This is a genomic window from Mangrovimonas futianensis (genome assembly GCF_021245805.1).
Lineage (GTDB): Bacteria > Bacteroidota > Bacteroidia > Flavobacteriales > Flavobacteriaceae > Mangrovimonas > Mangrovimonas futianensis.
The window spans coordinates 47,933-61,255 of sequence record NZ_JAJJNF010000001.1; the positions used below are offsets into that span (position 1 = coordinate 47,933).

The 13,323-nt window shown below is 38.0% G+C and carries 13 protein-coding genes; 6 read left to right on the forward strand and 7 right to left on the reverse strand.

Annotated elements, in window-relative coordinates; all coding sequences use genetic code 11:
* Positions 1–7 precede the first annotated feature (7 nt).
* The 4 genes from LOK78_RS00270 to rlmB all read left to right on the forward strand — a co-directional run bounded on the left by LOK78_RS00270 (position 8) and on the right by rlmB (position 4,185).
* Positions 8–1,492: a SusD/RagB family nutrient-binding outer membrane lipoprotein gene (locus LOK78_RS00270; protein WP_232393867.1), complete on the forward strand. Its 1,485-nt coding sequence runs from the start codon at positions 8–10 to the stop codon at positions 1,490–1,492.
* Between the two features lie 18 nt (positions 1,493–1,510).
* On the forward strand, positions 1,511–2,368 hold the full coding sequence (locus LOK78_RS00275) for a hypothetical protein (RefSeq protein WP_232633081.1): 858 nt from the start codon (positions 1,511–1,513) through the stop codon (positions 2,366–2,368).
* Positions 2,369–2,391: 23 nt separating this feature from the next.
* A complete protein-coding gene (locus LOK78_RS00280; RefSeq protein WP_232633082.1) occupies positions 2,392–3,381 on the forward strand; it encodes a hypothetical protein in 990 nt (329 codons plus the stop codon).
* A gap of 69 nt (positions 3,382–3,450) precedes the next feature.
* Positions 3,451–4,185 (forward strand): 23S rRNA (guanosine(2251)-2'-O)-methyltransferase RlmB, encoded by a 735-nt coding sequence (gene rlmB, locus LOK78_RS00285; protein ID WP_232393870.1) that lies wholly within the window; start codon positions 3,451–3,453, stop codon positions 4,183–4,185.
* Here rlmB and LOK78_RS00290 read toward each other — a convergent pair.
* Entirely contained in the window at positions 4,182–4,925 is a 744-nt protein-coding gene (locus LOK78_RS00290; RefSeq protein WP_232633493.1) for a rhomboid family intramembrane serine protease, read from the reverse strand. The genes rlmB and LOK78_RS00290 overlap by 4 nt on opposite strands.
* Positions 4,926–5,031: 106 nt before the next feature.
* Between LOK78_RS00290 and LOK78_RS00295 the strand changes: the two genes are divergently transcribed.
* Complete coding sequence (locus LOK78_RS00295) at positions 5,032–6,309, forward strand: replication-associated recombination protein A (RefSeq protein ID WP_232393871.1); 1,278 nt, start codon at positions 5,032–5,034, stop codon at positions 6,307–6,309.
* On the opposite strand, the gene LOK78_RS00300 is transcribed toward LOK78_RS00295, so the two are convergent.
* The 4 genes from LOK78_RS00300 to radC are packed head-to-tail and all read right to left on the reverse strand — an operon-like array spanning position 6,306 to position 9,820.
* Complete coding sequence (locus tag LOK78_RS00300; protein ID WP_232393872.1) at positions 6,306–7,103, reverse strand: hypothetical protein; 798 nt, start codon at positions 7,101–7,103, stop codon at positions 6,306–6,308. The two genes, LOK78_RS00295 and LOK78_RS00300, sit on opposite strands and share 4 nt — an antisense overlap.
* A gap of 34 nt (positions 7,104–7,137) precedes the next feature.
* Positions 7,138–7,827, reverse strand: coding sequence for a YjjG family noncanonical pyrimidine nucleotidase (locus tag LOK78_RS00305; protein ID WP_232633083.1), 690 nt, complete (start codon positions 7,825–7,827; stop codon positions 7,138–7,140).
* Positions 7,817–9,118, reverse strand: a complete 1,302-nt coding sequence (locus tag LOK78_RS00310) for a DUF7033 domain-containing protein (protein ID WP_232633084.1) — start codon at positions 9,116–9,118, stop codon at positions 7,817–7,819. Before LOK78_RS00310 ends, LOK78_RS00305 begins: the two co-directional genes overlap by 11 nt.
* 3 nt (positions 9,119–9,121) lie before the next feature.
* Complete coding sequence (gene radC, locus LOK78_RS00315; RefSeq protein ID WP_232633085.1) at positions 9,122–9,820, reverse strand: RadC family protein; 699 nt, start codon at positions 9,818–9,820, stop codon at positions 9,122–9,124.
* 51 nt (positions 9,821–9,871) lie between these two features.
* Between radC and LOK78_RS00320 the strand changes: the two genes are divergently transcribed.
* Entirely contained in the window at positions 9,872–10,321 is a 450-nt protein-coding gene (locus tag LOK78_RS00320) for a DUF1569 domain-containing protein (protein WP_232633086.1), read from the forward strand.
* A 142-nt stretch (positions 10,322–10,463) separates the two neighbouring features.
* On the opposite strand, the gene LOK78_RS00325 is transcribed toward LOK78_RS00320, so the two are convergent.
* Both LOK78_RS00325 and LOK78_RS00330 read right to left on the reverse strand, forming a co-directional pair.
* A complete protein-coding gene (locus LOK78_RS00325) occupies positions 10,464–11,870 on the reverse strand; it encodes a hypothetical protein (RefSeq protein ID WP_232633087.1) in 1,407 nt (468 codons plus the stop codon).
* 87 nt (positions 11,871–11,957) lie between these two features.
* Positions 11,958–13,316 carry an MATE family efflux transporter gene (locus LOK78_RS00330; protein ID WP_370465551.1) on the reverse strand — a complete coding sequence of 453 codons (1,359 nt, stop codon included), beginning with the start codon at positions 13,314–13,316 and terminating at the stop codon, positions 11,958–11,960.
* Positions 13,317–13,323: the final 7 nt, after the last annotated feature.

Genomic DNA, 13,323 nt, shown 5'->3' on the forward strand with positions numbered 1-13,323 from the left:
TGAAATCATGAAAAAATTAAATAAATTATTTACACTATTAATTGCATTGACGTTACTAAACTCATGTAGCAATTACTTAGACATAAACGATCCGATAGACAACCCTACGGCAGATTTAATCTCTCCTGACCTAATTTTGGCAGGAGCACAAACGAGAATTTATTCCACTCAGGCTGGTACAATGAATCGTTTAGGGAATGTCTTCATGAACAACTGGTCTGCTAACGTTAACGCCTTTACTGGTGGATTTAACGAAGAGTACCAAATGATTATGACTAGTACCTTTTACAGTAGTATTTGGGATGGTCTTTACATTCAGTTAGGTAACTTTCAAGCTATGATTGATTCTAACTTCGAAGGTTACAATCAGCACGTGGCTATAGCTAAGATTATGAAGTCTTTCTATTTCCAATATTTAGTTGACCTTTATGGTGATTGTCCTTACAGTGAGGCATTCCAAGGGAATGACAATTTAACACCTGCTTATGACGACGAAATGGCTATTTACAGAGCTTTAATCGTTGAACTTGACGAAGCTATCGCTTTAATCCAAGATGGATCAGGTTATGCAGTAGGAGTTGAAGATGTTATCTATGGTGGAAACATGGCAAGTTGGGAGCGTTTTGCTAACACTGTTAAGCTTAAGATTCTTATGAGAGAAGCTACTAAAGCTGAAACAGATGGTGAAACTGCTACTTACTTAAATGAGCAATTTGCTTCATTATCTCAGAATTTCATTTCAACTGACGTAACCATTAACCCTGGATATGCTCAAGATGCAGGACGTCAAAATCCTTTCTACGGTACTTATGGTTATAACGTTGACGATTCTGAAACTACCTCACACCGTTTTGTTAGAGCATCTAAATATGCTGCTGACTTTGTAAATGGTACTCCTGGTATTCCAGATCCAAGAGGAAATGAAATCTATGAGGCTATTGGAGGAGTAGTTATCGGTGTTGAGCAAGGTATCGATAGTAACGATCCTAACATCCCAGAAGATATCTCTCCTATCGGTCCTGGTCTTTTAAAAGGCCATGATCAAGATGGTATTCTTATGTTAGCCGCTGAAAGCTACTTCTTACAATCAGAAGCTGCTTTTAGAAACTATATTTCTGGAGATGCTAAGGCTTTATTCCAAGCTGGTATTACCGCGTCATTTGACTATTATGATCTTTCTGCTACTAGTTACATCGCTAATGGTGATGCAATCAACGAAATTGGTTGGGATGGATCAGCAAACAAAATTGAGGCTATTATGACTCAAAAATGGTTAGCTACAAACGGAATCAATGCAATTGAATCTTGGATTGAATATACAAGAACTGGATACCCTGAAATTCCATTGGCTTTGTCTGCTCAAAGACCAAACAAGCCTAATAGATTATTATATCCAGCTTCTGAGTTAATTGCAAATGCAGCAAATGTACCTAGCCAAAATGCAGAAACTGCATTCAGCACCTACATTTTCTGGGATGCTACTCAAAATTAATCTTAAAAAAAATTGAATATGAAAAATTTTAAATTATTAACCTTATTATTTGTAAGTGCACTTTTTAGTGTTTCTTGTATCGTAGACGACGAAGATGAGACGTTAGATGCTATGGCCAATACACCTTATGTAGTTGGTTTTAAAACAGCATCATTTACTGAAAGTTATTTTTCAGATGAAGGACCTATTGAATCTTACTATCCGTTAAATTTAATAGGTGGTATGGATGGAACACCATCAGCTTCTAATATCGTTGTTAATTACAGCGTGAATCCAGCATCTTCTGCAACTGAAGGTGTAGAGTTTGATTTCATGGATAACTCTGGAACAATGACTATTCCTGCTGGTCAAAGATTTGATGAATTCGGTATTTATATCAATACTGGTAATTTAAATCCAACTGAACCAACAAGACTGATTTTAGATCTTGAAGGTGTTGCTTCAAACAACGCTACTATTTCATCTTTCAACACTACACTTACCATTACCTTTGTAGGTTGTCAATCTCAATTAGGTGGACAAAACTATTTGGTTACTGGAACAAGAAGTGATGGAGCAAGCTTTAGTATGGGAGTTGAACCACTTGTAGAAGTGGGTGTAAACACATTCCATACGTTAACTACAGGTCACTGGGCTGCAGGTTCTTTACAACCTGATCACGGTTTCTCATTTGTAGATGTATGTGGTGAATTATCTATTTTACCTGATCAATACTTAATGAATGCCTATAGTAATACTTGGGGTGGTGTACAATACCCAGATGCAAGTTCAGGTGCTCATGGAGTTGTTGATGAGAATGGAAACTTTACTATTATTTATTCAATAGTATTATCTGGTACGAACTACATCTATACCATGACCTATACGCTTCAATAAAAATCTCTTAAACGACATTAAAAATGAAAAAATTAAATTATAAATTATTCTTGTTTGGTTTATCCCTTCTAGCATTTGGATGTATGGATGATGATCAAGATTATCCATCACATAACAAACCAACTGCAACAGTAACTACTACAGATTTGGATGTTACTGAAGGTGATGATCCAGTAATGGTAACAATCACAATTGACAGAGCAATTTCATTAGATTCTGACTTTAAAATCGATCTATTATCTGATCATTGGGATGATGTAGCTATTTACGGAGAAGGAGGAAGTGATATTCACCTTTCAGAATATGAAAATGGTCCTGAAGGTTGGTATGTAACCATTCCAGCTTATTCAACTTCAGTAAGTTTTTATGTTGAGCCTCTTTACGATATCTATCCAGAGGGAACTGAATCTGCAAGAATCAGAGTTTCTCAAGGATATGCTGGTAACTCAATCGTAGGTGCTGGATCTGAATTTGCTGTAAACATTAGCAACATCACATCAAATGATTTTCAAGTTACTCTAAGATGGGATGGTGAATTCACTGGAGCTGATGGGGATACTCACGACTGGTGTGGAGCTGACTTCGATTTAGAGTTTTATGATGCTAACTTCGGTCTTTTAGCTGCTTCATGGTATGATTGTCCAGAATCAATTACAGTTCCTGAAGGTGTTTTACCTAATGGAGACTACTGGATTATCCCTGGATTCTATTCTATGGTTTACTCTGGATCAGAGTTGCCAGAGGCTGCAACCAATGCTCCTGCTTCTATCATTTTTGCCAAGCCTGGTGTTTGGGTTGAAGAAGTAGATTTAAGCACTGTTTGGAATACTGCAACTGGAGGTTTAGAAGAAGGTAATGATGATGCTTATTTAGTTAAATTTGTTTTAACTATTGAAGGTAATACTTACACAGTAACAGATATTGAAACTGGTGAAACTATTGTTTCTGGTAAATCTGCAGCAGGAATTTCTTCTGCAAATCTTCCAGTGAAATTTAAAGGGTCTAGATCCTAATTTAAATTAAACAATAACTCATAATTAAAAGCCTGCTTTTTTAAGCAGGCTTTTTTATATTTTTACATCATGAAAAACGACACAGAAATATTTGGGATTAGAGCCATTATTGAAGCTATCAATTCTGGAAAAAATATTGATAAGGTATTCTTGCAAAAAGGTTTGAAAGGTGATTTGTTTAAAGAATTGGAAAGCCTAATTCGATCAGAAAACATTAATTACTCCTATGTTCCTATTGAAAAATTGAATAAGTTCAAGAATAGAAACCATCAAGGTGCCGTTGCCCAAATCGCTCCGATTGCATTTCATGATTTGGATGCTCTTATTCTTGAAACTTTAGAATCAGATGTTACTCCCCTATTTTTAGTCTTAGATCAATTAAGCGATGTTAGAAATTTTGGGGCCATCATACGAACCGCTGAATGTACTGGTGTTCATGGTATCATCATCCAGAAAAAAGGTGGTGCTCCAATTAATGCCGATACTGTAAAAACCAGCGCTGGAGCTATTTTCAAAATTCCTATTTGTAAAGTTGATCATATTAAGGATGCTATCTTTCATCTACAAGCTTCAGGTATCAAAGTTATTGCAGCTACCGAAAAAACAGACAACGATTTATATGATGTTTCGTTCGCTGAACCATGCGCCATTGTTATGGGATCTGAAGGAAAAGGGATTAATCCATCCGTTTTAAAAATTGTAGATGATCGCGCAAAATTACCTTTATTAGGTACCATAGAATCGTTAAACGTATCGGTCGCCTGTGGTGCTTTCCTATATGAAGTGATTAGACAACGTCGTTAATCGTCATCATCCTTTTTTTTATAGATATAGTTATAAACTATAGAATCCTGTGTGTCTTCTTCCAGATCGACCTCCTCAGGTAATTGTTCAATAAAATTCCCATCGGCGTCAAAATGCTTTAGAAAGGGATCGTCATCTTCATTGAAATCGTCCTTTTCCCATTCATATTTCTTGGGTTTTGCTATTTGCTTTCTAAAAGCCAGCGCAAAAAATAAGCCAACCAAAAACCCTGATAAATGGCCTTCCCATGAAATTTCATCCTTTATAGGAAAGGTATACCATATCATTCCTCCGTATAGGAATACAACCATCAAAGACAAAGCTATTAACCGATAGTGTTTGGCAAAAATTCCTTTGAAAAAGGTAAAACTAACTAAGACATAAATTAACCCACTAGCGCCAATATGATAGGAAGGCCTTCCTATCAACCAAGTCATCAAACCACTTAGTAAGATTCCAAAAATGATTACCTTCCATGCTATGGGCCTATAAAAGTAGAACAGTGCTGCAGACAGGATCAAAAGCGGCAAACTATTGTGAAGCAAATGGGTCAAACCAGAATGAATTAAGGGACTTAAGGCTATACCTGGAATGCCCTTAACAGCCAATGGGTAGATTCCTAATCTAGTGAAATTAAAACCGAACCGAACCTCAGCCCAAAACACTACCCAAATGGACAAAACAAATAGTAATGGGTAAACAACTACCCCATTAGAAAATTGAAATGAGTCTTCTTTCATATGTTTCATCTATCAAATTTCTACCCAAGAAGAAATGTAATGATAAATTGTCAGTATTTCCCCTTCCATCCATACTGAATCCATCATAATTCCATAATTTTACCACATGAACGAACCATTGGCAGAACGTTTAAGACCAAAAACCCTCGAGGACTATATAGGACAAGACCATTTGATTGGAAAGGAAGGTTCTCTATTCCACCAAATCAAACAAGGACTTATACCTTCCATGATTTTTTGGGGTCCTCCTGGTATAGGCAAAACGACATTGGCCAATATCATTTCAACCGAGACCAACAGACCTTTCTATACCCTAAGCGCCATAAATTCTGGAGTTAAGGATGTGCGAGATGTTATTGAAAAAGCCAAAAACAGTGGTGGTCTCTTTACTGCTAAAAACCCGATTCTATTTATTGATGAGATTCACCGATTCAGTAAATCACAACAGGATTCTTTACTCCAAGCGGTTGAAAAAGGTTGGGTAACCCTTGTAGGTGCCACTACCGAGAACCCAAGCTTTGAAGTTATTCCCGCTCTATTATCCCGTTGCCAGGTATACATCTTAAATTCCTTCAGTAAAAGTGATCTGGAAGCCCTTTTAAAGCGGGCTATGGAAAAAGATGAACATATATCTCAAAAAAACATAAAACTTCTGGAAACCGATGCATTATTGCGCCTTTCTGGAGGGGATGCTCGCAAATTGCTCAATATTTTTGAACTTGTTGTGAATTCTGAAGATTCCAAGACGGTTGAAATAACCAATGATTCTGTTCTCAAGAAAGTTCAAAACAATACGGTTCGTTATGATAAAACCGGGGAGCAACATTACGATATCATTTCAGCCTTCATTAAGTCTATCAGAGGAAGTGACCCTAATGGAGCAGTATATTGGTTGGCCAGAATGATAGAAGGTGGTGAAGATGTTAAATTCATTGCCCGCAGGTTGTTAATATTAGCTAGTGAGGATATTGGAAATGCAAATCCCACGGCTCTTGTTATTGCCAACAATGCCTTTCAAGCTGTTTCTGTTATAGGTTATCCCGAATCGCGCATTATACTGAGTCAATGTGCCACCTACCTAGCCTGCTCTCCAAAAAGTAATGCCGCATATGAAGCTATCAATTCGGCTCAACAATTGGTGAAGCAAACGGGAGATCTCTCTGTGCCTTTACACATCAGAAATGCACCTACCAAATTGATGAAAGAGTTGGGTTATGGTGACAATTATAAGTATGCGCATAGCTATGAAAATAACTTTGCTGAACAGGAATTTTTACCAGACGACATCAAAGGCACCAAGCTCTATGAGCCAGGTTCTAATTCCAGAGAAAATGCCCAAAGGGACTTTCTAAAATCACGTTGGAAAAATAAATACCGTTATTAGAATTTAATGACGAGTGTTGTGGTTTTGGATTCCCCACTGCTCTTGTCACTTAATATCCATTCATCATTTGATTTGTAAACAATAGCGTCCCTGCCTTTAACCAAAAACATATCTGCTTTCGGAGTTTCTAGGAGAACCATAACAACCTTAGGGGTACTATCAACCAATTGATAGCCTCCTGCAATTTTTTGGGCATATAACATTTCATATGCTACCTCATTTTGCTCAACTACAGTCTTAGGTTGCGGAGCTGTTACTGTTTCTACCGTAGCAACTTCAGCTACTTGTTTTACCGGTGCCTTAACCTCATTACTCTCAGCAACGGGAGCAACTGCCTTGGCTTGAGCCATAGAACTAGAGGGTTCATATGAATAGTTTAAAGCTTCCACGGAGATAAATGCTTCTCTTAAAGCTTGGTTATAAGCCACTTTATACTGTTTATCTTTGCTCGTTCCTTCGGCTCCTTCAAAAACCACTCTATTTTGACAGTTTTTTAAAACGACCTTTAGTTTGGTTGTAAACAAACCCGATTCATTAACAACATCTGATTTTAATCCCAAACACATGTTATTATACAATTCATCAGGATACGTATCATCTTGCATGACCACTTTGAAACCGTACTTCTCAAACAGAAATTTACTAAGGGAATTGAGTTGGTATTGGTCTGCTTCTTTTACAAAATCATATTTGTTAGGTACTATGACATATTTATAATTATTGATGCTCTCCTGTGAAAATCCTGATTGAACAAACAGTAGACCAACAAAAAGGGCGTATAAAACTTTCTTCATTTCTATTCTTTTGTAATATGGATTAAAGATACAATTATAAATAGTTCTTTAATTGTAATAAATTCCTAATTTGTTTCACCTCGGTCCCAACATTCTCATTTTTGATATTAAAGCAAATGGCATCCAATCCACAATTTAAAGCACCCAATACATCGGCCTCCAAACTGTCCCCAATCATAATACTGGAGTCTTTTGAAGCCTCAGCTAAATCCAATGCAAATTCGAAGATATTAGGATGTGGCTTTTTAACTCCTACCTTTTCAGAATCGGTAATGGTTTTGAAATAATGGTCAATTTTGGAATTCTTTATTTTGTTATACTGCACTTCGCTAAAACCGTTTGTAATGATGTGCAACCTGTAATTGGGATATAAATAATCCAAAATATCCAAAGTCTCTTCAAACAAATGGTTAAAAGTGCCTAAGTATGCAATATAATCGATAGAGAGTTTGTTGATCAAATCGTCCGAAACTTTGTAATCCAGTCTATCAAAGGAATCACTTAACCTTCGATACCTCAAGGTTGCCTTATCAACTTTATCTTCTCTGTAAAGTTTCCAATAATCTAAATTTATGGGTTCGTAATGGAAGAGAAATTCTTCCAAATCCAAGGACACCTTATTCAGGCTAAATATCTTCTCAAAAGTTAAAGCCGAATTCCTATCAAAATCCCATAGGGTATGGTCTAAATCAAAAAATATATCGGTGATGCCGTTAATCCTCATCTGTTGAGTCTAATATCAAATTAAACAATTCCTTGAATCCTTTCCAACGGTCCAAATCACTAAAAGTATAATTATGGAACACCGGGATAAATTCGCCATTGACCTTTTTTATCTTTGAAATCATAGACTGTAAGGCTTGTTTTTTATCCAGTTGCGAATGTATTTTCAGCATGGAAAAGTCCATCATATGGTATGAATAAATCTTAAGTGGTGTCTGAATCTCAAAATCCAAATCATAAAAGAAAAAAGGCGTACAAGTACCAGCGCGAAATCCAAAATGACGTGTATAACCCATGGTGTAGTCCTCTCCTATCTCCAGGTCTACCAAATTTCTGTAAGATTCTGGCAAGTTCACCTTTGAAAAGGAATTTCTAGAGGCCGTAAGGGTAGCATAAATAATGCCTTCCATTCTTTTTTTCTCCTTTTTTAACCGCTCCATGTCTGTAAGCGCTAGAAAGGAAACTTTGAGCCCTACCTGACAGTAATCTGACACCTGCTTGATGAGAGACACAAAGGATTTATTGTTTATGTTCACTCCCTTATCATAAGTAGACAAATCACCTACCATAAAGAAAAATATGAACTTGTGATGTGTGGTTTTCTGCCTGTTGATGATATACCTAAAAGTATCATCTGGGTCATGTTTTAATCCCATCAACACAGAATACCTCTGGTAAAGTCTTTTCAATTTAAGGGAAAATAAATCGCCTAGGGTACCCATCAAATTTCGTAAAACGCCCTTACTTTTAAATTGATACGGACAGGGAACATCAATAATGGGCTTGATTCGGTAGGCGCGTTCATCAAACACATAGTCTGGAAATTGGGCCGTAAGCACCTCCTTAAATTTGTAGGCCCAAATATCTACAACCGGTTGCTGAAGAAAATCATGCTTGAAACCTAAGCTCTCTTCTGGCGAAAACCTTCCGTATTCATCTTTTACATGAGGCAAATACTCTTCATATCGCGATAGCATGTAAAAAGTAGCCGCAAAGATATCAAAGGGGATACTGCTCTTCTCTCCTGCTGGGAAAAAGCACTTGGTATCATCCCATTTCATGACGTGTACCTCTATGTCTGATAATCCTTGTTCGAACAACAGTTCATGACTTTTCACAAATAACTCACTGCTTAAGGGCTGCTTGGTGTAAGACATTTTTAAGCTGTCATGAGCGATAAATTCCTCGATGGTAGTGGTAAAATCTACCGGAATATTTAAGATACGCGTAAAGATTTGCTTGAAAGCATACTTAAGTCTGGGCGTAATTTTATGAGTGTAAACAAGTAGCATGAATTACATGAGATTTTCATCGGCAAAACTAAAGTAAGCCTTTTCTGTGATGATTAAGTGATCCAGCACTTTTATATCCAAACTTTCTCCTGCCCGTTGTAGTTTTTGTGTAATTTGTTTATCGGCTTCACTGGGGACTAAGGTTCCTGACGGGTGGTTATGAGCCAAAATCATACTGGTAGCTCCTAATTCTAAAGCGGTTTTCATAACCAAGCGCACATCTACCAAGGTTCCTGTCATACCTCCTTTGCTGAGCTGTATTTTTTGTAGCACCTTATTGGAGTTATTGAGATAGATAATCCAGAACTCTTCATGTGCCAGCTCCCCTATTATGGGTTGCATCAGTTCGAAAACCGAACTACTGGAGGTGATTTTCTTGAGTTCTAGGGCTTCTTCTCCCCTGCGCCTTCTTCCTAACTCCATGGCCGCCGCGATAGATATGGCTTTGGCTTCCCCAATACCTTTAAACGCCATAAGCTGTTTGAGACTTAGCTTACCCAAAGCACTTAGGTTATTGTCTACACTTGCCAATATACGCTTGCACAATTCCACGGCACTTTCTTCCCTACTACCAGAGCCAATTAAAATGGCCACCAATTCAGCATCACTGAGGACACCTCTACCCTTGTCCCGCAGTTTCTCTCGAGGTTGGTCGTCTTGGGACCAATGTTTAATTGAAAAAGAAGCGTTTTTTTGCGTCATGTAGTAAATATAAATATTGTAACTTTCAACTGCAATTTTTAGCACCTTGTTATGCTATCATTATTTGACCCGACCTCCTATCAAGAGATTTTAAGCCGCCTGGAGCAACTGCAACCTGATAGTGCTCGCCAATGGGGCACGATGGATGCTTCCCAGATGTTGTGGCACTGTCAAGGGCCTTTAAAAATATCATTAGGGGAACTGAAGCCCGACAAGCCCAATGTTTTTATGAGGGCTATGTTCTCGCTGTTTAAATCTTCTTTGTACAATGACAAGCCTTGGAAACCCGGATTGCCCACCTCCAAAGAGTTTGTAGCAACGGAAGCCAAGGATTTTGAAAGCGAAAAGGAAACCTTAGCAAAACTTATTGAGGGGTTTCATGCTAAAAGGGATGCGGGTAGTCTTCCTCCACACCCTATGTTTGGCGATTTTACCATGCCCCAATGGGGACAAATGCAATACAAACATTTGGATCATCATTTTAGGCAGTTTGGGGTGTAGCCATTGGATTTCTTATCTGCCATCGGAAAATTTATAATAAATACGATGACATTTTAAAGTTAACCCAAGAACTTATGGCGCAAATTGAAAGGTAGTTGCGCATTATTTCATGGTTCCTGTAATGAATCATGGTTTATAATTTCTACTTATTATCAGAAGTTATAAAAAACTCATCTATTAAAAGTGGATATATCGTCCTTAGTTTCTCTTGCTCCTCTTTGTAAGCATTACTTTTGTCATATCTGTGCTGTTTAAAAACCGTCTGTTTTTGCTCTCTTAATTGAAAAGCCGCTTTGTAGTGCGCTGATAGGACATCAATATAATTTTGATAAGAAACATCTTTTTCGCATTTATATTGGATTAAGGTTTCCGAATTGATAAAAGGTTTTAAAATAGCAACCAATTTCTCTCTTTGAACCGGTGTATTGTTAAACAGGTAATGCGTTTTACTGAGATAGATCTGCAATGTATCAGTGTATTGTATGGATGATTCATCAAACAATGGAGGAATATGAGGTTGATTTTGACTGAATTTTATTCCTTCCATTTCTTTGTAACTTCTTTTCCTGATAAATTTCCTGTCAAATAGTTGGTACTGGTAGTTATCCTCACCCAATTCATAATTAAACCTATGTATCCCAGCCCATATAACCTGGGCTTCTAGTGATTTTATGTAATGCAAATCTATATGTCTATTGGCGGAAATGGTAACCGAAGTAAAAGGTATTAATTCTGATCTAGTCCTTGATTTGAAGGCAAGCACTTCGGCTGTTACTTCTTCAAGGGTAAACCTTGTTCCCATAGTATTTTGAATAATAACTTCACCATTTTCATCGTAAACAATTTTAAATTGTAATTCTAAACTACCATCAATGAAATGATCCTCCTCGTAATAAAATGATTGAGGCAGCTCTACTATGGGATTTAAATAAAGCATTTGCTTGTCTATTTTATTATAATTGATAACCTCCCATTTGCACAATATTAATGAGAGCATCACTAGGAATAGGGAATGGCCCCCCATCCATTTATACCCTTTTCTTCCTAAGACCTGAGAAATTGTTTTCCAGCTATCTAAAAAGAATACCAAAGGCAGCAATAAAGAGACTTTCAAAAAAACACTGATCTGCTCAAAGGTCAAAAAGGTCATCAGACTGGCTCCCAGCATAAATCCCATTCTTAATGCCCAATATGCAAAATTGAAACTCAGGAAGATTTGGTCTGTTAATATCCTAGAGCGCTTCAGGTTCCTTCTCGAAAAAACTTTTTGAGGCTTACTAAGTAAGAAATTGACCATAATCCCATTTCCAAAAACCAGAGATAAAGAAGCAAACAATAGGTTAGACCACCACCTATCCTGATCGCTCAAGATTTCTGGAATTCTGACAAAGGAAAAGGACATTACTCTAAAAACCTCCCTAATAGTATAGGCAAAAGCATAAATAACCATGGTAGAAGCCAAACCCAACAGAATTCCTACTACCCATGTTTTGATAGAAATCTTTCTAAAATTGACGGATGCGTCATGGAAAACATGATTAAGTTTCATAGTGGGCTAGTTATGCTTTATAGGTGTCCTAATTTCCAAAAAAGTTACTATTGGAAGCAATTACTTTCCTAAAAACAATTGAGCTTCCTAAACCTTAACCAATTTCCAAGCTCCTCTTTTAAACCAAATAATGCCAACAATGGCTATAAGGACTTCTGCCAAGGTGATGGCCAAAAAGACAGCCTTAGGCCCCCAGTCTAAAGTGATAGCGGTCAAGTAAGCAAAGGGTAATTGAAACAACCAAAAGCAGAAAAAGTTGATATAGGTAGGCGTTTTGGTATCACCGGCACCGTTAAAGGACTGGATCACCACCATGCCATAGGCATAAAAGACATAACCCGCAGCCAAAACCCGTAAACAAAGCGAACCATAGGTTATGACCTCGGGCTCATTAGAAAACCACATGATGATCTGTTTGGCGAATATGAGATATACCAGTGACACCAACCCCATAAAAATGGCATTATACTTACCCGTTATCCAAACCGATTTTTCGGCTCGATCGGGTTGTTGGGCTCCTAGATTTTGACCTACCAAAGTAGCTGCTGCGTTGCTCATGCCCCAAGACGGCATGAGGGTAAACATCATCACCCTGATGGCAATGGTATATCCTGCCAACACTTCACTTCCAAATTCGCTCATGATACGCATTAAGAACACCCAACTGGAGGTTCCTATTAAGAATTGGCCAATCCCCCCTAGCGAAACTTTAATCAAGTTGAACATGACCGATATCTTGATGGCTATGTCCTGAAGGGTTACCTTGATTTTCCCAATACCATAAAACAATACCACCAATTGATATAAAACGGCTGTACCACGACCAATAGTAGTGGCAATGGCTGCCCCTTTTACGCCAAAGGCGGGAACAGGACCCCAACCAAAAATAAAAATGGGATCTAAAAGGATGTTCAAACCATTGGAAAGTATTAAGGTCCACATGGCAATGGAGGCGTTCCCCGCACCACGGAAAATGGCATTGATCATGAACAACAGCATAATGGTTAAATTACCACCTATCAGAATTTGGGTATAGCCATAGCCTTCGGAAATGAGATCGGGTTCGGCGCCCATAAGAGCCAAAATTTCCTTGGCATACCATATACCCACGATACTGACTATAATGGATACCAAGATTCCCAAGATAATCACTTGCACCGAGGCCTGTGATGCTCCTTTGAGATCCTTCTCTCCTATTCGGCGTGCCACAATGGCTGTAGCAGCCATACTAAGCCCAATGGCAACGGCATAGACCAAGGTCACCACCGATTCTGTTAAACCGATGGTTGCCACCGCATTGACACTTACCCTAGAGACATAAAAAATATCGACCAGGGCAAAGATGGACTCCATGAGCATTTCGAGGATCATGGGTATGGAAAGCATGAAGATGGCCTTACGAAGGCTCCCGGATGTAAACTCCTGTTCGGCTCCTGAGAGTGCCATTTTGAAA